Origin of the sequence: Dermacoccus nishinomiyaensis (genome assembly GCF_900447535.1) — a bacterium.
Taxonomy (GTDB): domain Bacteria; phylum Actinomycetota; class Actinomycetes; order Actinomycetales; family Dermatophilaceae; genus Dermacoccus; species Dermacoccus nishinomiyaensis.
Genome location: NZ_UFXX01000001.1, coordinates 1178344 through 1199884, shown reverse-complemented (window position 1 = coordinate 1199884; position 21541 = coordinate 1178344). Strand labels below are relative to the sequence as shown.

At 68.3% G+C, this 21541-nt stretch carries 21 protein-coding genes and 4 tRNA genes; 18 read left to right on the top strand and 7 right to left on the bottom strand.

The window, feature by feature from the left end; all coding sequences use genetic code 11:
- The first annotated feature begins 29 nt into the window (after positions 1-29).
- A tRNA-Tyr gene (locus tag DYE07_RS05700) sits at positions 30-113 on the top strand.
- 78 nt (positions 114-191) lie between these two features.
- Here the strand turns inward: DYE07_RS05700 and DYE07_RS05695 are convergent.
- Positions 192-545, bottom strand: a complete 354-nt coding sequence (locus tag DYE07_RS05695) for a DUF952 domain-containing protein (RefSeq protein WP_172462953.1) — start codon at positions 543-545, stop codon at positions 192-194.
- A gap of 31 nt (positions 546-576) precedes the next feature.
- On the opposite strand from DYE07_RS05695, the gene DYE07_RS05690 reads away from it, so the two are divergent.
- A complete protein-coding gene (locus DYE07_RS05690) occupies positions 577-1461 on the top strand; it encodes an SDR family oxidoreductase (protein WP_115296522.1) in 885 nt (294 codons plus the stop codon).
- A 160-nt stretch (positions 1462-1621) separates the two neighbouring features.
- On the opposite strand, the gene DYE07_RS05685 is transcribed toward DYE07_RS05690, so the two are convergent.
- Both DYE07_RS05685 and DYE07_RS05680 read right to left on the bottom strand, forming a co-directional pair.
- Positions 1622-3658 carry an acyl-CoA dehydrogenase family protein gene (locus DYE07_RS05685; RefSeq protein ID WP_115297087.1) on the bottom strand — a complete coding sequence of 679 codons (2037 nt, stop codon included), beginning with the start codon at positions 3656-3658 and terminating at the stop codon, positions 1622-1624.
- A 71-nt stretch (positions 3659-3729) separates the two neighbouring features.
- The gene (locus DYE07_RS05680; RefSeq protein ID WP_115296521.1) at positions 3730-4581 is read right to left on the bottom strand and encodes a TetR/AcrR family transcriptional regulator; all 852 of its coding nucleotides are present in this window, start codon (positions 4579-4581) and stop codon (positions 3730-3732) included.
- A gap of 130 nt (positions 4582-4711) precedes the next feature.
- Here DYE07_RS05680 and DYE07_RS05675 point away from each other — a divergent pair, with 130 nt between their 5' ends.
- From DYE07_RS05675 to DYE07_RS05635, 9 genes are all read left to right on the top strand, one after another.
- Positions 4712-5992 carry an acetyl-CoA C-acetyltransferase gene (locus DYE07_RS05675; RefSeq protein ID WP_062258594.1) on the top strand — a complete coding sequence of 427 codons (1281 nt, stop codon included), beginning with the start codon at positions 4712-4714 and terminating at the stop codon, positions 5990-5992.
- The gene (locus DYE07_RS05670) at positions 5992-7356 is read left to right on the top strand and encodes a 3-oxoacyl-ACP reductase (protein WP_172462952.1); all 1365 of its coding nucleotides are present in this window, start codon (positions 5992-5994) and stop codon (positions 7354-7356) included. The genes DYE07_RS05675 and DYE07_RS05670 overlap by 1 nt, the downstream gene beginning before the upstream one ends.
- A gap of 1 nt (position 7357) precedes the next feature.
- Positions 7358-8218 carry a MaoC/PaaZ C-terminal domain-containing protein gene (locus DYE07_RS05665; RefSeq protein ID WP_202775048.1) on the top strand — a complete coding sequence of 287 codons (861 nt, stop codon included), beginning with the start codon at positions 7358-7360 and terminating at the stop codon, positions 8216-8218.
- Positions 8219-8469: 251 nt separating this feature from the next.
- Positions 8470-8542: transfer RNA gene (locus DYE07_RS05660), tRNA-Thr, on the top strand.
- A gap of 32 nt (positions 8543-8574) precedes the next feature.
- Positions 8575-8651 (top strand) — tRNA-Met (locus DYE07_RS05655).
- Between the two features lie 61 nt (positions 8652-8712).
- Positions 8713-8883 (top strand): 50S ribosomal protein L33, encoded by a 171-nt coding sequence (rpmG, locus tag DYE07_RS05650; RefSeq protein WP_006946127.1) that lies wholly within the window; start codon positions 8713-8715, stop codon positions 8881-8883.
- A 246-nt stretch (positions 8884-9129) separates the two neighbouring features.
- The gene (locus DYE07_RS05645) at positions 9130-9585 is read left to right on the top strand and encodes an FAS1-like dehydratase domain-containing protein (protein ID WP_074040615.1); all 456 of its coding nucleotides are present in this window, start codon (positions 9130-9132) and stop codon (positions 9583-9585) included.
- The gene (locus tag DYE07_RS05640; protein WP_006946241.1) at positions 9582-10016 is read left to right on the top strand and encodes a MaoC/PaaZ C-terminal domain-containing protein; all 435 of its coding nucleotides are present in this window, start codon (positions 9582-9584) and stop codon (positions 10014-10016) included. The genes DYE07_RS05645 and DYE07_RS05640 overlap by 4 nt, the downstream gene beginning before the upstream one ends.
- Before the next feature lie 11 nt (positions 10017-10027).
- A complete protein-coding gene (locus DYE07_RS05635; protein WP_006946263.1) occupies positions 10028-11140 on the top strand; it encodes a UDP-N-acetylmuramate dehydrogenase in 1113 nt (370 codons plus the stop codon).
- A 77-nt stretch (positions 11141-11217) separates the two neighbouring features.
- On the opposite strand, the gene DYE07_RS05630 is transcribed toward DYE07_RS05635, so the two are convergent.
- Positions 11218-12270, bottom strand: a complete 1053-nt coding sequence (locus DYE07_RS05630) for an adenosine deaminase (protein ID WP_115296519.1) — start codon at positions 12268-12270, stop codon at positions 11218-11220.
- Positions 12271-12415: 145 nt separating this feature from the next.
- Here DYE07_RS05630 and DYE07_RS05625 point away from each other — a divergent pair.
- The 5 genes from DYE07_RS05625 to rplA all read left to right on the top strand — a co-directional run bounded on the left by DYE07_RS05625 (position 12416) and on the right by rplA (position 15464).
- Positions 12416-12488 (top strand) — tRNA-Trp (locus tag DYE07_RS05625).
- 30 nt (positions 12489-12518) lie between these two features.
- Positions 12519-12770: a preprotein translocase subunit SecE gene (gene secE, locus DYE07_RS05620; RefSeq protein ID WP_006946054.1), complete on the top strand. Its 252-nt coding sequence runs from the start codon at positions 12519-12521 to the stop codon at positions 12768-12770.
- Positions 12771-12883: 113 nt separating this feature from the next.
- Positions 12884-13717 (top strand): transcription termination/antitermination protein NusG, encoded by an 834-nt coding sequence (gene nusG / locus DYE07_RS05615; protein WP_006946230.1) that lies wholly within the window; start codon positions 12884-12886, stop codon positions 13715-13717.
- Positions 13718-13843: 126 nt separating this feature from the next.
- Positions 13844-14272: a 50S ribosomal protein L11 gene (rplK, locus tag DYE07_RS05610; RefSeq protein ID WP_006946271.1), complete on the top strand. Its 429-nt coding sequence runs from the start codon at positions 13844-13846 to the stop codon at positions 14270-14272.
- A gap of 472 nt (positions 14273-14744) precedes the next feature.
- Positions 14745-15464 (top strand): 50S ribosomal protein L1, encoded by a 720-nt coding sequence (rplA, locus tag DYE07_RS05605; protein WP_006946194.1) that lies wholly within the window; start codon positions 14745-14747, stop codon positions 15462-15464.
- A gap of 130 nt (positions 15465-15594) precedes the next feature.
- Here rplA and DYE07_RS05600 read toward each other — a convergent pair whose 3' ends face one another.
- The 3 genes from DYE07_RS05600 to DYE07_RS05595 all read right to left on the bottom strand — a co-directional run bounded on the left by DYE07_RS05600 (position 15595) and on the right by DYE07_RS05595 (position 19922).
- Entirely contained in the window at positions 15595-17997 is a 2403-nt protein-coding gene (locus DYE07_RS05600) for a DUF8508 domain-containing protein (RefSeq protein ID WP_115297085.1), read from the bottom strand.
- 223 nt (positions 17998-18220) lie between these two features.
- Positions 18221-18736 carry a hypothetical protein gene (locus tag DYE07_RS14680; RefSeq protein ID WP_172462951.1) on the bottom strand — a complete coding sequence of 172 codons (516 nt, stop codon included), beginning with the start codon at positions 18734-18736 and terminating at the stop codon, positions 18221-18223.
- Between the two features lie 418 nt (positions 18737-19154).
- The gene (locus DYE07_RS05595; RefSeq protein WP_147286889.1) at positions 19155-19922 is read right to left on the bottom strand and encodes a DUF6318 family protein; all 768 of its coding nucleotides are present in this window, start codon (positions 19920-19922) and stop codon (positions 19155-19157) included.
- 396 nt (positions 19923-20318) lie between these two features.
- On the opposite strand from DYE07_RS05595, the gene rplJ reads away from it, so the two are divergent.
- Both rplJ and rplL read left to right on the top strand, forming a co-directional pair.
- Complete coding sequence (gene rplJ / locus DYE07_RS05590; protein ID WP_040014839.1) at positions 20319-20909, top strand: 50S ribosomal protein L10; 591 nt, start codon at positions 20319-20321, stop codon at positions 20907-20909.
- A 105-nt stretch (positions 20910-21014) separates the two neighbouring features.
- Positions 21015-21401, top strand: coding sequence for a 50S ribosomal protein L7/L12 (rplL, locus tag DYE07_RS05585; protein WP_006946083.1), 387 nt, complete (start codon positions 21015-21017; stop codon positions 21399-21401).
- The last annotated feature ends 140 nt before the right edge of the window (positions 21402-21541 follow it).

Genomic DNA, 21541 nt, shown 5'->3' with positions numbered 1-21541 from the left:
CGCTCTTGCTATGGTTTCCGAGCACGCGCGCCAGGTTGCCCGAGCGGCCAATGGGAGCGGACTGTAAATCCGTCGCGAAAGCTACGAAGGTTCGAATCCTTCACCTGGCACCACAGGTGCACCGAGAGCCCCGCAGATTCGTCTGCGGGGCTCTTGCCATGTCCGGGCCGTGCGTCGACCGGGTGCGGCGCTCACGCAGCCGGCGGCTGCTCGATCGGCTCGACGTTGCTCACGCATGACGTCGGCAGGGCGCCACCGTAGACGTGCGGAAACTTCTCGCTGTCGTCCCCGCCCGGCACCGCGGGTTCGACGCGAACCTCGAGCCCCGCCGCGACGATGGCGTCCGCGTCCAACGTCAGCAGCACCAGCAGCACGTCGATGTCCGAGTAGAACCGCTCGAGCGTCGGCCGCACCTGCTCGGGGAAACTCGCGTGCAGGTAGCCGACCTGCTCGATCGTCATGCCGATCGTCGACCACACGTACTCGCCGCTCTCGAGCGCGTCCCGCCACTCCTCCGCCACCGCGATGTGCTGAATCGTTCTCATGCGCGACACGATAGACGGGCATGATGGGCACATGGCCTTTCGCGCAGATTCCACCACTCTTCCCCGCATCGGTGTCACCGGTGTGACGGGTGCCGTCGGCGGCGCCGTCGCGCGCCTCGTCTCGGCACCGGGACGCCCGGTTCGCTTTCTCCTGCGCGACGTCTCGCGCCTGCCACATCTCGGTGACGTCGACGGTGAGAGCGAGGTCGCCGTCGCCGAGTACGGAGCCCCCGACGCCGCCGCCGCGCTCGAGGGCGTCGGCACCCTGTTCATGGTGTCGGCGGCCGAGAGCCCGACGCGCGTCGAGGAGCACCGCAACTTCGTCGACCAGGCCGCGAAGGCGGGCGTGCAGCACATCGTCTACACCTCGTTCCTCAATGCGGCGCCCGATTCGACGTTCACGCTCGGGCGCGACCACTTCGCGACGGAGGAGCACATCAAGGCCTCCGGCATGGCGTGGACGTTCCTGCGAGACAGCTTCTACGCCGACGTCTTCGAGCACTTCGCCGACGAGGACGGCGTCCTCCGCGGCCCGGCGGGTGACGGACGCGTCGCGCCCGTCGCCCGAGCGGACGTCGCCCGTGCCGCGCACGCGGTGCTCCTCGCACCGGGCGAGCACGCGGGCCGCACGTACGATCTCACCGGCCCGCAGGCCCTGACGCTGGACGAGATCGCCGCCATCCTCAGCGCGGGTCGCGACCGCGACTTCCGCTACGAACCCGAGACGATCGAGCAGGCGCGCGCGTCACGGCAGAAGTACGACCCGCAGCCGTTCGAGATGGACGCATGGGTGAGCACCTACACGGCGATCGCCGCGGGGGAGCTCGACGTCGTCAGCAACGACGTGCGACTGCTCACCGGGCAGGAGGCGATGACGTTCGAACAGCTCGTCGCCTCCAGCGAACCGGTGCGCTGAGCCCCGGGACGCCCCCGCGTGCGGCCAGGCACATCACCAGACGCGCGGACAGAACGCCTGACGGGCGCCTCACCAGCCAGGTGAGGCGCCCGTCAGCATTCGCGCCGCGATGCGTCGGCCGCCGAAGCGCCCTGTAACCCGCGAGGCGTCGAACCCGTCGTCAGGCCGTCACACCCGCGCGGTCTTGCCCGAGGTCGATGAGGTCGTTCTCGAGCCACGACTCGGGGATGCCGAACGCCTTCGTCAGGTCGACGGCGTGGGGACGCAGCTCGGCGCACAGCTCGTTGATGCGCGTCGTGACGGCCTTCGAACGTGACGCCGTGATGCGGCCGTGCTCGATGAACCAGCCCTTGTCCTCCTCTATCGACGCCAGTGCGTAGAGGTCGAACACCTTCGCCATGAGCTCGCGCGCCTCGCCCTCGGGCATGGCCTCGAGGCCTTCCTTGAACGCTTCGAAGATCCGCAGGTCGATGTCGGCCTTCGCCGCGGCGAGGATGTGATCCTGGGCCGCGTTGAACACGGCGAACCCGTCGCTCTTGCCCGCCTTGCGCAGCCGCATCGCGGCCGTCTCGAGCAGGTGCGACGCGCGCTCGGAGAACATCGACTCCTGCCAGCCGCGTGAGTCGAGCGCCGTCTCGTCGTTGCGCGGCGTCGCGCCGTCGATGAGGCGCTGCAGGCCGGCACGCTTCAGCGTGTTCTCGACGAGTCCCTCGACGGTCTGCGCGGTGACCTTCGCGATCGTTCCCGCGATGTCGAGATCGCCCCACTGGTCCTTGTACTCCGTCAGCAGCCCCTTCGCGACAAGCTGCATGAGGACGGTGTTGTCGCCCTCGAACGTCGCGAACACGTCGACGTCGGCGCGCATCTGCGTCAGCCCGTTGGCCGCCATGTACCCGGCGCCGCCGCACGCCTCGCGGCACGCCTGGATCGTGTCGAGCGCATGCCATGTCGTCTGCGCCTTCATGCCGGCGACCCACGCCTCGAGTTCACGCTGAGCGTCCTCGTGGTCGGCGCCGGGCGTCTCCTTCTCCGACGACGTCGCTGCGTCCTCCAGTTCCTGCAGGCGTGCCGTCATGGCGTTCTGCGTGAAGCGCAGCGCGAACGACTTCGCGAGGCGCGGCAGCAGCTTCCGCTGATGCGCGAGGTAGTCGAGGACGACGAGTTCGTCGGGCGTGCCGGGAGCGGAGAACTGACGCCGCTGGTCGCCGTAGCGGACGGCGATGGCGAGCGCCTTCTGCGCCGCCGCACCCGCGCCGCCGCCGACGCACACGCGGCCGCGCACGAGCGTGCCGAGCATCGTGAAGAAGCGCCGGTTGATGTTGTCGATCTCCGAGACGTAGGTGCCGGTCTCGTCGATGCCACCGAACTTGTCGAGCAGGTTCTCGCGGGGCACACGGACGTGGTCGAATGCGATCGTGCCGTTGTCGACGCCGGGCAGCCCGCCCTTGACGCCGTTGTCGCTGATCGTGACGCCCGGCATCGGGTTGCCGTCCTCGTCGCGGATCGGCACGACGACGACGTGGACGCCCTTGCTCGGGGTCTCCTCCTCGCCGTCGGCGACGTCACCGACGCTCGGGACGACGAGCTGCGCGAACACGGCGGCCGCGCGTCCGTCCTTGGCGGCGTTCCCGATGTACGTCTTCGTCGCGGAAACGGTGGGGGAGTGCACGACGATCTCGTCGGTCTCTACGTCGTACGTCGCGGTCGTCTCGACGGCGGCGACGTTCGAGCCGTGGCCGACCTCCGTCATCGCGAAGCAGCCCATGAGCTTGCCGCTCATGATGTCGGGCACGTACGCGGCGAGGTGCTTGTCGGTACCGAGGCGCGAGACGGCGCCGCCGAACAGACCGAACTGGACGCCGTTCTTGATGAGCAGCGACAGGTCGCCGTAGGCCTCCATCTCGAACGCGACGCAGGACGCGCCGTAGTCGAGCGTGCCGCCGTACTGCGTCGGGAAACCGATCGAGCCGTACCCCTTGTCGGCGAGCGCGAGCACCTGACGCGTCACTCGCTCACGCTGAGCCTCGATCGACTCGCCGGGCGTGCCACTGATGGCCTCCCACGGCAGCTCGCCGCGGATCCGCTCGCGCAGGTCGCGCCACGGCCCGTCGAGCGCGATGCGCATCTGCTCGACGACGTCGTTCGTCGCGGGCGCGGGCGAAGTGTTCTCGGTCGTGGTCTCGGGAGTCGTGCTCATGTCGTCCTCCTTGTCGGCCGCGGGCGCCGCGGTGCGGCCTGCGGGTGAGAGCTGCCTCGGAACGGATCGTGTCATCCGGCCGGGTCGAACGTCGGTGTTTCGTCGGATCGGGCAGTGTCGTCGTGGATGCTTCGCTCGTCGCGTCCGGTGTCGGCGGGGCGGTCGGGTTGGTCGACGCCGCCGGGGCCAGCAGTAGCGATGTGCGCATCGGCCGGCCCTGGCGCGTCTCGCGCCAGCGCCCCGGCGAGGCCGCCGTGGGCGAGCGCGGCGAGGTGGGCGGCGAGTTGCGCGCGACTCAATCCGCCGGGGCTCTCCAGCCACCGGTCGGCCGATTCCTTGACGAGGCCGACGACGCCCCACGCGAACGCTCGCGCTCTCCCGCGAGCTTCCTCGGTGTCGGGGCCGAAGGCCAGCAGGAGGTCGAAGAGGTTGTCGGCGATCCGTCCCGAAAGGCCGGTGACGGGATCGCCAGGACCCTCCGGCAGCGTCACGTCCGGGCGCCTCACGACGAACCGGTACACCTCGGGATCGCGTTCGACGAGGCGCAGGTAGGAGTCGATGACGGCGCCGAGCATCGCGGGCCCGGGCGGCGTGCGTCGCGCGGACGAACCGGTGGCGCGGGCGTCGCCGTCACCATCCGACGTGGCGCTCGCGGCCGCGTCGATCTCGGCGAGGATGAGCGCGTCGACCGATTCGCACACGGCGAGGTAGAGCCCCAGCCGGTCGCCGAGGTGGCGGTAGATGACGGTCTTGCTCGTGCCGGCCTCGGCCGCGATCTCGTCCATCCCCACTCCGGCGCCGTGACGGCGGATGGCGCGCAGGGCGGCGTCGACGAGCTCGCGACGGCGGGCGACGCGATGCGCGGCCCAGCGCGCGTCGCGTCCGTCGGGTTGGGCGCTCGTTGCTTGGGTGGTGGTGGACATGCCTGACACGGTATCGCGTACGCGCCGTACCTGCTACTGTCCGTATCGGTAAGTTTTGACGAGTGCTCACGTCCGCGCGGCCTCGTCATCGACTCGCGCACGACCCACCACGACTCAACCGGAGCGATTCATGACCACGATCCGTGACGCCTACGTCATCGGCGGCAACCGCATCCCGTTCGCCCGCTCGGGCGGCGCCTACCTCAAGGCCTCCAACCAGGACATGCTGACGGCGGCCCTCGACGGCCTCGTCTCGCGCTTCTCCCTCTCGGGTGAGCGCCTCGGTGAGGTCGTCGCCGGTGCCGTCATCAAGCACTCGCGCGACTTCAACCTCACGCGCGAATCCGTCCTCGGCAGCCACCTCGCGCCGACGACGCCGGCCTACGACATCCAGCAGGCCTGCGCGACGGGTCTCGAGGCTGCGATCCTCGTGACGAACAAGATCAAGCTCGGCCAGATCGACTCGGCGATCGCCGGTGGCACGGACACGACGTCCGACGCGCCGCTCGCACTGAACGAGGGTCTGCGCAAGACGCTCATGAAGGCGAACTACGCGAAGACGACGCCGGATCGCCTCAAGGCGTTCGCCTCGATCCGCCCGAACCAGCTCGCGCCCGAGCAGCCCCGCAACTCGGAGCCGCGCACCGGCCTCGCGATGGGCGACCACATGGCCATCACGGCCAAGGAGTGGGGCATCACGCGTGAGGCCCAGGACGAGCTCGCCGCCGCGTCGCACCAGAAGATGGCCGCCGCCTACGAACGTGGCTTCTTCGACGACCTCATCACGCCGTTCCTCGGCCTCGCCAAGGACAACAACCTGCGTCCCGACAGCACGGCCGAGAAGCTCGCGAAGCTCAAGCCGGTCTTCGGCAAGGGCGAGGGCCTGACGATGACCGCCGGCAACTCGACGCCGCTGACGGATGGCGCCTCGGCCGTGCTGTTCGGCAGCGAGGCGTGGGCGAAGGAGCGCAATCTGCCGCTGCTCGCCCGTTTCGTCGACGGCGAGGCCGCCGCGGTCGACTACGTCGACGGCAAGGAGGGCCTGCTCATGGCCCCCGCGTACGCGGTGCCGCGCCTGCTCGCGCGCAACGGTCTGAGCCTGCAGGACTTCGACTTCTACGAGATCCACGAGGCGTTCGCCTCGACGGTGCTCGCCACGCTCAAGGCCTGGGAGAGCCCCGAGTTCTGCAAGGACAAGCTCGGTCTCGACGCGCCGCTCGGCTCGATCGACCGCAGCAAGCTCAACGTCAACGGAAGCTCGCTCGCCGCGGGCCACCCGTTCGCGGCCACCGGTGGCCGCATCATCGCGCAGCTCGCCAAGCAGCTGCACGAGAAGGGCTCCGGCCGCGGCCTCATCTCCGTGTGCGCCGCTGGTGGCCAGGGCGTCGTCGCGATTCTGGAGGCAGTGTGATGGCTGACGGTTACTCGAACTTCGTCAACAACGGTTTCGGCAAGAAGCTCGCCAAGCAGATCGGGCTGCCGCAGCCGCCCGTCCTGCGCCGTTACGAGGTCGGTCAGGACCTGCTCGACGGCCCCGCCGCCGTCGGCACGGTCGGTTCCGGCGTCGTCGGTTCGACGGCCGCGGCGATCCTGCGCGGCTCCGGCGCCGACGTGGTCGACGCCACCGCAGAGGCGACGTACTCCGACAAGCTCGGCGCGTTCGTCATCGACGTCACCGCGGCGACGAAGCTGACCGACCTCGAGACGTTCCGCGAGATCGCCATCCCGGCGGTCAAGGCGCTCGGCAGGTCGGCGCGCGTCATCGTCATGGCGACGACGCCGTCCGCGCTCGACGACGTCGAAGCCGCCGCGACGGCACAGGCGTTCGAGGGCATCACGCGCTCGATCGGCAAGGAACTGCGCGCCGGCGGCTCGGCGAACCTGTTCTGGATCGACCCCGACGCCCAGGGCGACGCGGCCGTGCTCGAGGCGCCGCTGCGCTTCTTCGGCTCGAGCCGCTCGGCGTATGTGTCGGGTCAGCCGATCCGCATCCGCAAGCACGCCGTCACCGAGGTCGCCGACTGGCACCAGCCGTTCGCAGGCCAGGTCGCCGTCATCACGGGTGCGGCGCGCGGCATCGGCGCGCAGATCGCGCGCGTGTTCGCGCGCGCCGGTGCGCACGTCATCGCCGTCGACATCCCGGCCGCCGGGGACGCGCTGAGCAAGGTCGCCAACGAGATCGGCGGCACCTCGCTCGGGCTCGACATCACCTCACCCGACGCGGGCACGAAGATCGCCGAAGCCGTCGCCCGTCACGCCGACAAGCTCGACGTCATCGTCCACAACGCGGGCATCACGCGCGACAAGCTGTTCGTCAACACCGACGAGGCGCGCTGGAACTCGGTCGTCGACGTCAACCTCGGCGCGCAGTTCCGCATCAACGAGGTGCTGCTCGACCCGGCGACGAAGGGTGGTCTCAAGGACGGCGGACGCATCGTGTCGGTCGCCTCGACCTCCGGTATCGGCGGCAACCGCGGTCAGGCGAACTACGCGGCGTCGAAGGCCGGCGTCATCGGCATGGTGCGTGAGCTCTCGGAGAAGCTGGCCGAGCGCGACATCACCGTCAACGCCGTCGCGCCCGGCTTCATCGAGACCGACATGACGTCCAAGATTCCCATGGCGACGCGCGAGGTGGGCCGCCGCCTCAACTCGATGATGCAGGGCGGCAACCCGATCGACGTCGGCGAGGCCATCGCGTTCTTCGCCGAGCCGGGCTCGGCGGGCGTCACCGGCCAGGTGCTGCGCGTGTGCGGGCAGAGCCAGATCGGAGCCTGACGTGACGCGCACGATCGAGCTGAAGGGCGAGCCGAAGCTCGGCCCCATGTTCGCGAAGGCCGTCGTCACCGGGTCGAAGCGCAAGGGGCGGACGCTGCCCGACCTCGAGGTCGTGCGACGCGACGTGACGCCGAACGTCGCGGACGTCGCCGACTACGACGCGGTCTGCGGGTTCGCGCTGAGCAACCGGGTGCCGAGCACGTACCTGCACGTGCTCGTCTTCCCGCTGCAGGTCGCGCTCATGTCGGATCCGGGTTTCCCGTTCGCCCTCATGGGTTCGGTGCACCTCGAGAACACGATCCGTCAGCACCGTCCGGTGCTGTTGGGCGAGACGCTGGAGCTGCGCGCGCGGGTCGAGAACCTGCGCCCGCACTTCCGTGGTGCGCAGGCCGACCTCGTCGGTGAGGCGTACGTCGACGGCGAACTCGTGTGGGAGGACCGCTCGTCGTACCTCTTTCGCGGCGCGAAGGTCGACGGAGAGGTGCCGCCGAAGGTCGACGAGCCGGACGCCATCGACGGTTTCGGTGCAACGTGGCGCCTCGCCGGCGACCTCGGACGCCGATACGCGAAGGTGTCGGGCGACGTCAACCCGATCCACATGAACCCGCTCGCCGCGAAGGCGCTCGGCTTCCCGACGACGATCGTGCACGGCATGTGGAGCAAGGCCCGCATGCTCGGCGCGCTCGAGAACCGGTTGCCCGACGCCTACGAGGTGAACGTTGCGTTCAAGAAGCCGGTGCTCATCCCGTCGACGGCGCGTTTCATCGCGCAGTCCGCGGGCAGGCCGGGGTCGTTCGACCTCGCGCTGCGCAACGCCAAGAAGGGCACGGAGCACGCTCGGGGCACGATCCGTCCGCTGTGAGGCACACCCCCTGAGACGCGGGATCCCGACGGTATGACGTGCCGTCGGGATCCCGCGTCTCGTGCGTGGCACGTCTCGGCGCCGGGACGGTGGCGACGACCCGACCCCGACTTCGTGGGGCGATCCGCGGCGGCACCGCGTCCGGCGCCGTGGTCTCGTCGATTTCGTGTTCGTTCGGGCGCCGTGTAAGGTGTTCCTCGCGCCTGAAACGCGCTGAGCAGCTGAAACAGCCTCGGCGGTAGTGGCGTGAGGCCCCTATAGCTCAGTCGGCAGAGCGTCTCCATGGTAAGGAGAAGGTCAACGGTTCGATTCCGTTTGGGGGCTCGCGTGAGCGCCGGAGACGGCGACCATGGCATGGCGGGGTAGCTCAGCTGGTTAGAGCGCACGACTCATAATCGTGAGGTCGCGGGATCGAGTCCCGCTCCCGCTACCAAGTTTTTCCCGACAGTCTGTCTCACGACAGTTTTCGACTTTTTTGAGAGTAGGTGTAGGACATGGCCTCGAAGAGCGCTGACGTTCGCCCGAAGATCACGATGGCTTGCACCGAGTGCAAGGAGCGCAACTACGTCACCAAGAAGAACCGTCGGAACAACCCCGACCGTCTCGAGCTGGCGAAGTACTGCAAGCGCTGCACGAAGCACACGGCTCACCGCGAGACCCGCTGATCTCGTCTGAACCACACGTCACGGCCGTCACCCCTCGAGGGTGACGGCCGTTTCGCAACCCCGCCCCATCTGCGATTCCCGCCCCATCGGCGAATCCTGTCCACCTTCGCGATTTTCGTCCCCATCTGCGATTTTCGGTCACATGCGTCTGACGTCCGTCGTGCTGCCGTCTTCGAACCTGTGCGCGCCTCGACCTCGCGCCTCTCCGACTTCCGAGTAACGCCGAGGCACCTCTAGCGTCGAGACATGCCAGTGAACCCGGCGGTCGAGGGCCGCACCTACCGCATGCCGCAGGCGCACGTCGTCACGCGCGATGAGATCGTGACGTTCGCCCGCGCCGTCCGCACGAGCGACGACCGTTGCCTCGACGTCGACGCCGCCCGCGCCGCGGGCCACACGGACATCGTCGCGCCGACGACGTTCGCCGTCACGCTCGCCCAGCAGGCGGAGGCGCTCTTCATGCGCGATGAGGAGGCCGGCGTCGACTTCTCGCGCCTCGTCCATGGTGAGGAGACGTTCACGCATCACGCGCCGATCGTCGCGGGAGAGGCGCTCATCGCCGAGACGACCGTCGCGCGCGTTCGCTCGGCCGGCGGACACGACATGGTCACGCTCGCCACCGCCGTCACGACCGCTGATGGGTCGCATCGAGCTGACACGACGAGCGTCGTCGTCATCAGGGCAGAGGAGGCACACGCATGAGCGAGCACGAACACCGCAGCGTCGACCTCACGTCCGCGAGCGCGGGCGACACGTTGCTCGAGACGAGCGAAACGCTTCGACGCGCCGATCTCGTCGCCTACGCCGACGCCAGCGGCGATCAGAACCCGATCCACCAGGACGAGGCGTTCGCCAAGAGCGTCGGCCTGCCCGACGTCATCGCCCACGGCATGCTGACGATGGGGCTGGTCGCCTCACGCATCGAGGAGCTGGCGCAGGGGCACTTGATCGTCTCCTTCGGCACCCGCTTCGCCGCGCCCGTCGTCGTGCCTGCCGGCGGCGATGCACGCGTCGACATCGTCGTCTCGCTGTTCTCGCGCGACGACGACGCGGGCAGGGTGACGCTGGACGCGGCGGTGTCGGTGGCAGGCACTAAGGTCTTGAGTCGAACGAGAGCAGTCATCCAACTCTGATCGAGGTCTTCATGCAGGAGCAGTTCGACGTCCCGCTCGCGAGCCTGACGACGATGCATGTCGGTGGCCCTGCTCGACGTCTCGTGGTCGCGGAGACGATCGACGAGATCGTCGACGTCGTGCGCGAGGTCGATGACGCCGAGGAGCCGCTGCTCGTGCTCTCGGGCGGTTCGAACCTGCTCATCGCGGACGAGGGTTTTCCCGGCACGGTCGTCAAGATCGCGAACGACACCCTCGAGGTCGAGCACGACTCCGACTGCGGGGGCGTGACGGTTCGTGTCAGTGCCGGCATGGTGTGGGACGAGTTCGTCGCGTACGCTTGCAGCCACGACTGGTCCGGCATCGAGGCGTTGTCGGGTATCCCGGGGCTCGTCGGCGCGACGCCCGTGCAGAACGTCGGCGCGTACGGCCAGGAGGTCGCGCAGACCGTCGCGAGCGTACGGACGTACGACCGTGTCACCCAGCAGATCAAGACGTTCGCCAACGCCGACTGCGACTTCACCTACCGTCACAGCATCTTCAAGAACACCCCCTTCCGTGACGGCGACGCGAGCGGTCGCTACGTCGTGCTCGACGTGTCGTTCCAGCTGCGCAAGGCCGATCGCAGCCAGCCCATCGCGTACGCGGATCTCGCCGCGGGGCTCGGCGTCGAGCAGGGCGATCGCGTTCCGCTCGCCGACGCCCGCGAGGCCGTCCTCGCCCAGCGTTCCAAGCGCGGGATGGTCGTCGTCGAGGCCGATCATGACACCTGGTCGTGCGGTTCGTTCTTCACCAACCCGATCGTCTCCGAACGCGTCATGGCGCGCATCCGCGAGCGAGCGGCCGAGCGCCTCGGCGCCGACGGACCCACACCGCCCGAGTTCCCCGCCGGCGCGGCGCACCCGGGGTTGCTCAAGACGTCGGCGGCCTGGCTCATCGACAAGGCCGGCTTCGGCAAGGGGTACAACATGCCCGGCCCGGCGGCGTTGTCGACCAAGCACACGCTCGCTCTGACGAACCGTGGCGATGCCAGCGCATCGGACGTCGTGGCCCTCGCCACCGAGATCGTCGACGGCGTCGAGGCCGCGTTCGGCGTGCGTCTCGTGCCCGAGCCCGTGTGGGTCGGGCTCGAACCGATCGCCTGACCCGCTCCGCCCACCTCCGGCGTCCGCGCACTCGATGCTCGAGCGCGACGCAGCAATCTGGGAGGCCGGCTGAGCGCTCAAGCAGGCGGTGCGGCGAGCCAGGCGTCGATGTCGGCGTCCGCGGCCGCGACGACGTCCGCCGGCGCGTTCGAGATCGTGAAACTGTCGCGCGCGAGCTGGGCGAGTTCGGCGTCGCTGAATCCGTGGACGTCGCGCGCGGTGCGGTACTGATCCGTGAGGCGTGAGCCGAACAGCAGCGGGTCGTCGGCGCCGAGCGCCATCCGCGCGCCTGCGTCGAACAAGGGACGCAGGGGCACCTCCGGGGCGCTCTCGTACACGCCGAGTGCCACATTGCTGCCGGGGCACACCTCGAGCCCGACGCCGGCATCGACGACGCGCGCCAACACCTCAGGCGATTCCGCGGAACGCACCCCGTGCCCGAGCCGCGTGGGGTGCAGCGCGTCGAGCGTCTCGCTCACGGCGTCGGCGCCGAGCAGTTCGCCCCCGTGGGGCAGTGAGGCGAGGCCCGCGTTGCGCGCGATGCGGAACGCCGGCGCGAACGCGGAGGTGTCGCCGCGGCGTTCGTCGTTGCTCAATCCGAAGCCGACGACACCGCCGGCGTTCTTCGCCGCGAGCCGGGCCAACGTCCGCGCGTCGAGGGGATGCCGTAGCCGTGACGCCGCGACTACGACGCCCACCCCGATGCCGTGACGCTCACCGGCCCGCGCAGCTTCGTCGAGCACGATCTCCAAGGCGGGTGTGATGCCGCCGACGAACGGTGCGTAGGACGTGGGGTCGACCTGGATCTCCAACCATCGTGAGCCCTCACGCGCATCGCTCGCGGCGGCCTCGTCGACGATGCGGCGCATGTCATCCTCGCTACGCACGCAGGCGCGGGCGGCGTCGTAGAGGCGTTGGAAGCGGAACCAACCCCGCTCGTCGCGGGCCGATGCGAGCTGAGGAGGCCAGCTGCGCCTCAGGCTGTCCGGCAGCCGGACGCCGTGCGTCACGCTCATGTCGAGCAGGGTGTCGAACGCCATCGAGCCGGTGAAGTGCAGGTGCAGGTGCGCCTTCGGCAGGGCGTCGAGGTCTTGCCGGGAGCGGCTGGGGGAGGTGTCGCGACTCGTCACCCGCTCATCCTGTCACCGCCCTCGCGCGACGGCTGCCGCGCATCACGCACGGGGGAGGGCAAGATTTCCGTTCGAGCGTCGTCGTCCCGTACAGTTGGGGGTCGACACGGCACTCAACCGCCGCGTCGCGCGGGTTCGCTCGCGAAGGGCACTAGCTCAATTGGCAGAGCACCGGTCTCCAAAACCGGGGGTTGGGGGTTCAAGTCCCTCGTGCCCTGCACAGCGTATTGATCCGAGAGGGCGGGGCCGTGGCAGATTCCGATGTCGTGACGGGGGCTTCCGTCGCGGGTGAATCTGAGCGCCGCGGTTTCTTCGGCCGCATCCTGTTGTTCATCCGGCAGGTCATCGGCGAGATGCGCAAGGTCGTTTATCCGACGCGTGACGAGTTGACGACGTACACGATCGCGGTCCTGGTCTTCCTCGCCGTCATCATGGCGTACGTCAACGGTCTAGACTGGCTGTTCACGCGTGCGGTCTCCTGGGTCTTCGGTTCGAACTGAGTCCCGGGCCCATCTCGAAGATTCGCCGCCTGAGCGCCCCCGCGGGGGCCGCGCGGGCGGCGTTCGTGTGAGAGCACGCGACGTACGTCCCCACATGTGAAGGAAGCAGGTCGATGACCGAGCAGAACCCCGAGCAGCTTTCGCCGGCTGCGGCGGAAGAGGCCGAATTCGCGGCGGGCGCTGTGCGCACGCCTGACGCTGACCTGGCGCCCGAGCAGGGCGAGGTCGGCGAACTGCCGAGCGCCGCCGAGGCCCACGCCGACGACGCCGAGCGCGAGGTGGAGCAGGAGGCCGTCGTCGACGCCGAGGTCGCCCCGGCCGAGCAGGCTGACGCGGTCGACCCTCGCGAGGCGTTCATCGCGGAGCTCAAGTCGCAGTTCGGTGACTGGTACGTCATCCACTCCTACGCGGGCTACGAGAAGCGTGTGAAGACGAACCTCGAGCAGCGCATCACGAGCCTCAACATGGAGGATTACATCTTCCAGATCGAGGTTCCGATGGAGGACTACACCGAGATCAAGAACGGGCAGAAGAAGTCGGGTACGCGCGTGCGCATCCCGGGTTACGTGCTCGTGCGCATGGATCTGACGGACGAGTCGTGGGGCGCAGTGCGTCACACCCCGGGTGTCACGGGCTTCGTCGGCAACGCGCACCAGCCGTACCCGTTGTCGATCGACGAGGTCGTCACGATGCTGAACCCGACGTTCGAGGAGCCGGAGGCTTCGGCTGAGGGTGCGGCCGCGTCGAGTGGCTCCGCGTCGTCGGCGTCCGCGGATGTCGACTTCACCGTCGGCGAGTCCGTCACCGTCATGGAAGGCCCGTTCGAGACGTTGCCCGCGACGATCTCCGAGATCAACGCGGACACGCAGAAGATCAAGGTGCTCGTGTCGATCTTCGGTCGCGAGACGCCGGTCGAACTGGGCTTCAACCAGGTCGCGAAGATCTGATCCTTCGACCTGCCGCGCGTTTCGTCGCGGCGGTCGTCATCAACCTCTCATCGCCTGTCCGGGTGGTGAGGATGCAACCGGGTCATCGCCCACGGCGTCGGCCCATGACAGGAAAGAGGTGGCTTCATGCCTCCGAAGAAGAAGGTTTCCGGTTTCATCAAGCTGCAGATCCAGGCCGGTGCGGCGACGCCGGCTCCGCCGGTCGGTCCGGCGCTGGGTCAGCACGGTGTGAACATCATGGAGTTCGTCAAGGCGTACAACGCTGCGACGGAGTCCCAGCGCGGCAACGTCATCCCGGTCGAGATCACGGTCTACGAGGACCGTTCGTTCACGTTCATCACGAAGACGCCGCCGGCTGCTGAGCTCATCAAGAAGGCTGCGGGCGTCCAGAAGGGTTCCGGCGAGCCGCACAAGACGAAGGTCGCGCACCTGTCGGCGGATCAGGTTCGTGAGATCGCGCAGCAGAAGATGCAGGACCTCAACGCGAACGATCTCGACATGGCGTCGCGGATCATTGCGGGTACGGCGCGTTCGATGGGGATTACCACCGACTGAAAGTGCACCGCCGGTACGGGCAGTGATGTTCGTACTGCCGTGACGTTCCGGCGGGGTGCGTTCAGTCGAGGAAAAGTGTCTGAGAGTGCATCCTCGGTACGGGCAGTGATGTTCGTACTGCCGTGACGTTCCGGCCGGGGTGCGTTCAGTCGAGAAAAAGTGTCTGAGAGTGCACCTTCGGTACGGTCGGTGATGTTCATGCCGCCGTGACGTTTCGGCGGGTCGATCAGTCGAGAAGAAATCGTCTGACGGTTCTCCCGGTTCGACGCAAGCCCCTGGCCCTCACCTGGGTCAGGGGCTTCGTGCTCCGTCGCCGATTTCACCCCACCCCCGCACGTCACGTAAGATCAACCGGTTGCCTGTGTGGCATCGCGGCGTCAGGATCGACCTGGTGTCGGGGGCGCGGAGCCCGAAAGTGGTTGGGCCGGCGCTGGCTCGTAGAACCACGATCTCCCTGTTGAAGGAGTTTGAGATGAAGCGCAGCAAGACGTACCGCGCGGCGGAAGAGAAGATCGAAGAAGGCAAGCTGTACTCGCCGCTCGAGGCTGTTCGCCTCGCGAAGGAGACGGCCGGCACGAAGTTCGATTCGACGGTCGAGGTTGCGATGCGCCTCGGTGTCGACCCGCGCAAGGCGGACCAGATGGTTCGTGGCACGGTGAACCTGCCGAACGGCACGGGTAAGACGGCTCGCGTCCTCGTGTTCGCCAACGGTGACAAGGCTGCGGCGGCCGAGGCTGCCGGCGCCGACTTCGTTGGTTCGGATGACCTGATCGCCAAGGTTCAGGGTGGCTGGACGGACTTCGACGCCGTCGTCGCGACGCCCGACCTCATGGGCAAGGTCGGTCGCCTGGGTAAGGTGCTCGGTCCGCGTGGTCTCATGCCGAACCCGAAGACGGGAACGGTGACGATGGACGTCGCGAAGGCCGTCGGAGACATCAAGGGCGGAAAGATCGAGTTCCGTGTCGACAAGCACGCGAACCTGCACTTCATCATCGGCAAGTCCTCGTTCGACGAAAAGGCTCTTGTCGAAAACTATGCGGCTGCGCTCGATGAGATCCTGCGGCTGAAGCCGTCGGCGTCGAAGGGTCGTTACATCACGAAGGCCACGATGGCCACGACGATGGGCCCTGGCATCCTGATCGACCAGTCGCGCACGCGCAACCTCATGGAGGACGGCGCCGAGCAGGCCTGATCGGCTTCTCGCTCGATCGCTCTACGTGAGCGGTCGACGCTTCTCGACGGGCGAGGCCCGCATCCCGATTCGTTCGGGGTGCGGGCCTCGCCTGTTGTGCCGTCCAGATCACATGGCCGGCCGCATGACCTCAGAACGGGGTGACGGTCATGCGGACGATCTGCGGGTCGTGGTCGGAGTCCTGGTCGGGGAACTCGCTGTTGGTGTGGACGATGTCGTAGTTGAACGGCGGCTTCGCGAGGCCGAGCCAGGGCTGGGCGAGCTTGGGGCTGAGCAGGATGTGGTCGAGGATCTGGCTGTTGCCCTCGTACACGTACGAGTACCGCTCGTTGGCGGGCAGGGTGCGCGGCAGGTCCGTCATCGCTGTCTTGCGGTTTCCGACGAGGATGTCGGTGGTCCGGCTGAACTCGAAGTCGTTGAGGTCACCGAGCGTCACGATGCGAGCGTTGGGGTCGGCGGCGAGCAGCTTGTCGATGAATCCGCGCACGACGGTGGCCTGCGCGTGGCGCTGCGTCTCGGACGAGCGCACGGGCTGCTGCCAGCGGCCGAAGAGCGGGTCGTCGCCGCCCTTGCTGTTGAAGTGGTTGGCGATGACGTACACCTTCGTCCCGCGGAACTTGAACTCGCCGACGAGCGGCTTGCGCGAGTCGGTGAAGGCGGTGTTCGTCGGGTCGATGCGGCCGGGCGAGACGGTGAGGTCGGTGAACAGGCCACGCCCGGTGACGCCGGTGGCCGTCGTCGCGCCGGGGGTTCCCTTGTCGACGAACGACGTGCCGCGGTCGGTGCGGTAGAGGAACACCTGGCGGATGTTGCCTCCGGGCTGGCCTCCGTCCTTGCCGTTCTCGGGGTCGACCCAGCGCGCCTGGTACGTCGGGCCGCCGGCGGCCTTGATGGTGTCGACGAGCTTCTTGACGGTCGTGGACGAGTCGACGGTGCCGTCGTTCTGGGCGCCGTTGTTGTCCTGGATCTCTTCGAGCGCGAGGACATCGGGGGAGTGCAGGTTGCCCGTGATCTGGCCGGCGAGGCGGTCGTACTTCGTCTGGGGGTCGCTGGGTGCGAGGTTCTCGACGTTGAATGTCGCGACGGCCATCTCGAACAGGCCCTGGGCCTTCGTCGTCTCGCGCTTCAGGCCGGCGCTGCGGTGCCCCGCGACGTCGGTGACGTGCACGTGCGGCATGGCGAAGGAGTAGTCCATGATGCCGGTGGTGCGGCCGGTGTAGACGTCACCTACGGTGCTGACGGGCAGCGGGTTGGCGGGCTTGGCCTGGTCGTCGAGGATGACGCGCATCGCGTTCGGGTGGTCGTAGCCGGAGTAGAGCACGCCACCGCGCGGCGTGGTCAGCGCGTCGACGTTCTGGCCGGGCACGACCGGGGTCTCGCGGTACTTGGGGTTGGTCGGGCCGACGGCGCGCGCATCGTCGAGGGCGACGCGCATGCCTTCGAGCGACTCGTCGAAGTCGATCGCGTTCTTCGTCGGGTCGAAGGTGGCCGCTGCCGATTCGACGTTCTTCGGGTCGCCCGACTCGACGTTCTGCTGTGGGGCGATGCGGTCCTTGCCGAGGACGGCAGGCGCCGGCAGCGCTTGCCCGGACGCGGTGACGGTGACGACGGGGCTCGTCAGCTGCGTCGTCGTCAGGTTGTCGTTGCCCGAGGCGCCGCCCGGTCGGAATTCGGAGACGGTGGCGTCGACGCTGACGGCGTCACCGACGACGGCGGTGGGCGCGGTCTTGGTGTAGACGAAGACGGCGTCGCTCGTCGCGTCGTCGTCGTCGCTCGGGGCCTGCATCCAGAACCCGGTGGCATTGATGGCGGTGACGACACCGCTGACCTTGCTGACGCGCTCGTCCCTGAGCGGCGAGAGGTGCGAGGAACCCTGGATCTGCTGGATCGTCACCGTCGACGGCTCGTGCGGCGCCTGCGGGGTGCAGGCCGTCGCGCCGGCCGCCGACGACGTCGGCGTCGGGGTGCCGACGGTGAAGTCGACAGCGTTGTCGTCGGTGTCGGTGCACTCGCTCTTGCGGAAGACGGACGTCGAGTTCGTCGTCGCGGGGGCAGGGGAACCCTCCGCGACGCTCGCCCCGCCCCAGCCGACGAGGTCGACGGTGGCGCCGTTCGGGTCGACGACGGCGACGCGGCCCGCGGTGCCCGACATCGCGATCGTGCCCGTCACGTCAGGATTCTCCAGGGCGGGCGCGGACGCGTTCGCGCCGTCGGCTTCCTTGACGAGGAAGTGGTGTCCCGGTGCGACCTGGCCGCTGAGCGGAGTCTTCTGGGCGCTCGTGCCCGACGCGGACCAGTACTGGACGCTCCAGCCGGTGAGGTCGACGGGCGCGCTCGAGGTGTTGTAGAGCTCGACGAAGTCGCTGCGCAGCGGTGCGCCGCTGTTGCCGCCTCCGCCGAACACCTCGCTGATCGTGACGGTGGTCGACGCAGCCTGCGCCGAACCTGCGGTGGACAGCGAGAACGACGTCAGCCCCGCGACGGCTGCGGCGACGGTGACGATGGCGGTGGGGCGCTGGGGAAGCAGTGGCATGAGGGGCTTTCGTTGGTTCAGCAACAGGACGAGCTGACAGTAGGCGGCGGGCCGCGGCGCGCAGGGTGCGTCATCGTGGCCAGTGGGTGAACAGTTGGTGCAGCGACTCTGCTGGGGACTTGTGCACCCACACGGGGAACGTGCGCGCAGTCGCGCATTCGTGGTGCAGCTGGCGGGTGGGTGCGAGCGGTCGGGCGGCGGGTGTGTTCTCTGGGTGCGGTGGTCAGTGGTGGAGGCGTGATTGGAGGGTGGCGATGGTGAGCCGTTGAGGCTGTCCCGTGATCGTCGTGGCGCCGGGGATGGTGCGCCAGGGGCCGTTGTTCTCCTGGTACTGGCCGCTGAGGGTGGTGTCGATGCGGGTGGTGACGGTGCCCTTGGTGGGGTAGGTGTGAGTGACGGTGCCGGTGGGGTAGGGCCCGCCCGCGTCGGTGGTGGGGCCGTGGGTGGCGGTGTCGCCGTAGTGGTAGGTGTAGGTGACGTCGGTGGGGCGCAGGGTGATGGTGTGTCCGAGCAGGGTGACTGTGGTCGTCTCACCGGGGGCGAGACCGTCGGGGCCGTAGGTCGCCTGGAAGTAGGTGGGCAGGCCCGTGAGCGTGGTGTTGCCGGCGGGTTGGATGGCGACGGTGGCCTTCGTGAAGGTCTGAGTCGTCCAGGCCTGGGTGGCTGCTTGTTCGGCGGTGTAGGTGGGCGCGGCCGGAGCTGCTGGCGCTGTGGCGGTTTCTGATGCGGGGGTGGTCATCGTGGGTGCAGGTGGCGCGGTGGTGTAGTTGACGCACGATAGCTTCGGGGTCTGTCCTTCCCCTGTCGCGCACGGAATGTCTGCTAAACGGGTGTTCACAGTCGCATCGACGGTTGCGGTCGTTGTTCCCGTGGTGGCGGCTCGGCCGGTTCCGGTGCCTTCCGGGGCTCCTGGATGTGGGGCGGCTGAGCCAGTGCTTATGTGGGGCAGGGTGCCTGTTCCCGGGCGCGCGTTCTGGGGACGTTGTGGCCCGTCTGGCAGTTGGCCGCGGCCTTCCTTCTTACCCGCCACCACCACGACGGAGACTGTGTCGCCGCCGAGGCACGCTTGCCGGTTTGTCCCCTCGCAGGGATTTCCCGATGCCGCGGCTGGGGCAGAGGCAAGGACGGCTGTGGCCATGAGCAGCGGCGCTGATGTCTTAAGCGCGATCTGCACCGTACATCCCCACTCGCCAGTGCTGGCCGTCCCACATGAGTCGAACGGCGCCCCTAAGCTTGATGGCGCTCAGCTCGGTGCGCTTGCCTCCGCTCTCGACCCGGGTCGCTGGTGTCTCTGCTTGATCGAAGGTAAAGACGGGCTCGTCCAGTGATGAGGTGGGTGCTTCCTGGAGCTTGGTGAGGGTGGTGCGGGATCCCTCGATGTGTACTCCGGTGCGAGCGTTTTCTGCCACCCCAAGAGCCTGCTGGTCGCAGCCAGTGCAAGTCGGCGCGTACAGGTTGGCCAGGACGTTTTCCTTGGGTGCCGCGTCCAGTTGGTCGAGGGTTTCCCAGTAGAACTTCACGAAGGCCTTGGCGCCGTCTTTGGTGTGGGCCTTGGCGGCGTCGGGGATGACGACTGCGGCGGCGCCGGCCTTGGATGTCGTCCCGGATGCGCTCGACGCGACCGAAGCACTCCGCGAGGTCGCGGGCGCCGACGAGGCGGCGCTGCGCAACGACGTAGAAGGGTCAGTCGAACTGGAACGCGGCGTGTTGCCGGCCGCGATGCGGCTCATGTCGGAGGGGGCGATGGTGCTCGTCGAGGCATCGGCCGTCGAGTCGTCGCCGCACCCACTCACCGCCGTCGTCACGGCCGCGGCCAGGGCGATCGCGGCGACCCCACGTGGCGCGAGATGGCGCCCGGCAAGTCCACGACGTGCGGTCGCGCCATCGTCGGGTAGAGCAGCTGCGGGGGTGGGTGCGTCGGGCATGCTTGGTCCTTCGGTAGGCGGTGAGGCAGCGCCCGGTGCGTCACCGGCCACTCCTCGAGTCTCACCAGCCCGGCGCGTGTCGCACCCGATCGCGACGGTAAGTTTTTCGTCAGGTTTCTGCGGCCTGTGCACCAGTGCCCACCGGCGTCGATCGCACCGATTTGGCCGCCCGCCGCCCGCCCGGTACATTGGGAGGACCAATGACCGCCGGTTGTTGCACTCTGCCTCTGGGTGGATGTGACCGAAGGCCTCACGGCAGTGAGCGTCCGGCGCAGGTGAGCTTCAGTCGATGATCGTGTTGTTCGTCAGCATGTTTTCAGAGCCTCAGCGCGCCTGCGCCGAGGCTCTTTTTCGTGTCGCCCGAGCGACTGGCACTCACCACCGAAGGAGGCGCGCATGGCTACCGCCGCTAAGGATGCAGCCATTGCCGAGCTTGCGGACAACTTCCGCAACTCGGATGCTGCCGTGCTGACGGAGTACCGCGGTCTCACCGTGGCGCAGATCACCGATCTGCGTAACTCCATTCGTGAGCACGCCACCTACGCCGTGGTGAAGAACACGCTGACCGCCCGTGCGGCTGCCGAAGCCGGCGTGACGGCTTTCGACGGCCAGCTCCAGGGCCCGTCCGCTATCGCCTTCGTCACCGGTGACCCGGTGGAGACGGCGAAGAAGCTGCGTGACTTCGCCAAGGCCAACCCTCTCCTCGTCATCAAGGGCGGCGTCCTTGACGGCAAGGCCATGTCGGCCGAGGAGATCAACAAGCTCGCGGACCTCGAGTCCCGCGAGACCCTGCTCGCCAAGCTGGCCGGGGGCCTCCAGGCCTCGCTCAGCCAGGCTGTCTACCTCTTCGCGGCCCCGCTGTCGCAGGCTGCTCGCACCGTCGACGCCCTGCGTGCCAAGGTCGAGACCGAGGGACCGGCCACCGACGCAGCCCCGGCTGCCGAAGCGGCCACCGCAGACGTCGCCGAGGGTGGCGACGAGGCCTGATCCGGTCCTGACCGGCATCAGCGCAAACCCACCACAACGCCACTCACGGCACGGATCCCACGACCACATCGGTCCGGGTCCGACAGAACAGAAAGGACGCCCATCATGGCGAAGCTCTCCAACGACGAGCTCCTCGAGGCTTTCAAGGAAATGACGCTCATCGAGCTCTCCGAGTTCGTGACGCTCTTCGAAGACACCTTCAACGTCACCGCTGCTGCTCCGGTTGCTGCCGCGGCTGCTCCGGCTGCAGGCGGCGGCGACGCCGGCGCTGCCGAGGAGAAGTCCGAGTTCGACGTCATCCTGGCCTCGGCCGGTGACAAGAAGATCCAGGTCATCAAGGAGGTGCGCGCCCTCACGTCCCTCGGTCTCAAGGAGGCCAAGGACCTCGTCGACGGCGCCCCGAAGCCGGTTCTCGAAGGTGTCGCCAAGGACGCTGCCGACAAGGCCAAGGAAGCCCTCGAAGGCGCCGGCGCCACCGTCGAGGTCAAGTGATCTCTGCCCGGGCACTGCCTGGGCACTGATCGCGAGACATCGCGTCGAAGCGGGTCGCACCATCACGGTGCGGCCCGCTTTCGCATGCCGGCAGACCTGGCGTCGCGCCAGAGGAACCCTGCCGAGGCCGGTGCCGCCGA

Excerpts from the sequence above, each read along its gene's own strand:
- DYE07_RS05690 (WP_115296522.1), top strand. The coding sequence starts at position 577 with ATGGCCTTTCGCGCAGATTCCACCACTCTTCCCCGCATCGGTGTCACC.
- DYE07_RS05685 (WP_115297087.1), bottom strand. The coding sequence starts at position 3,658 with ATGAGCACGACTCCCGAGACCACGACCGAGAACACTTCGCCCGCGCCC.
- DYE07_RS05670 (WP_172462952.1), top strand. The coding sequence starts at position 5,992 with ATGGCTGACGGTTACTCGAACTTCGTCAACAACGGTTTCGGCAAGAAG.
- DYE07_RS05680 (WP_115296521.1), bottom strand. The coding sequence starts at position 4,581 with ATGTCCACCACCACCCAAGCAACGAGCGCCCAACCCGACGGACGCGAC.
- DYE07_RS05645 (WP_074040615.1), top strand. The coding sequence starts at position 9,130 with ATGCCAGTGAACCCGGCGGTCGAGGGCCGCACCTACCGCATGCCGCAG.
- DYE07_RS05635 (WP_006946263.1), top strand. The coding sequence starts at position 10,028 with ATGCAGGAGCAGTTCGACGTCCCGCTCGCGAGCCTGACGACGATGCAT.
- DYE07_RS05640 (WP_006946241.1), top strand. The coding sequence starts at position 9,582 with ATGAGCGAGCACGAACACCGCAGCGTCGACCTCACGTCCGCGAGCGCG.
- DYE07_RS05595 (WP_147286889.1), bottom strand. The coding sequence starts at position 19,922 with ATGCCCGACGCACCCACCCCCGCAGCTGCTCTACCCGACGATGGCGCG.
- rplA (WP_006946194.1), top strand. The coding sequence starts at position 14,745 with ATGAAGCGCAGCAAGACGTACCGCGCGGCGGAAGAGAAGATCGAAGAA.
- DYE07_RS05600 (WP_115297085.1), bottom strand. The coding sequence starts at position 17,997 with ATGCCACTGCTTCCCCAGCGCCCCACCGCCATCGTCACCGTCGCCGCA.
- rplJ (WP_040014839.1), top strand. The coding sequence starts at position 20,319 with ATGGCTACCGCCGCTAAGGATGCAGCCATTGCCGAGCTTGCGGACAAC.
- rplK (WP_006946271.1), top strand. The coding sequence starts at position 13,844 with ATGCCTCCGAAGAAGAAGGTTTCCGGTTTCATCAAGCTGCAGATCCAG.
- rplL (WP_006946083.1), top strand. The coding sequence starts at position 21,015 with ATGGCGAAGCTCTCCAACGACGAGCTCCTCGAGGCTTTCAAGGAAATG.
- DYE07_RS14680 (WP_172462951.1), bottom strand. The coding sequence starts at position 18,736 with ATGACCACCCCCGCATCAGAAACCGCCACAGCGCCAGCAGCTCCGGCC.
- DYE07_RS05695 (WP_172462953.1), bottom strand. The coding sequence starts at position 545 with ATGAGAACGATTCAGCACATCGCGGTGGCGGAGGAGTGGCGGGACGCG.
- rpmG (WP_006946127.1), top strand. The coding sequence starts at position 8,713 with ATGGCCTCGAAGAGCGCTGACGTTCGCCCGAAGATCACGATGGCTTGC.
- nusG (WP_006946230.1), top strand. The coding sequence starts at position 12,884 with ATGACCGAGCAGAACCCCGAGCAGCTTTCGCCGGCTGCGGCGGAAGAG.
- DYE07_RS05675 (WP_062258594.1), top strand. The coding sequence starts at position 4,712 with ATGACCACGATCCGTGACGCCTACGTCATCGGCGGCAACCGCATCCCG.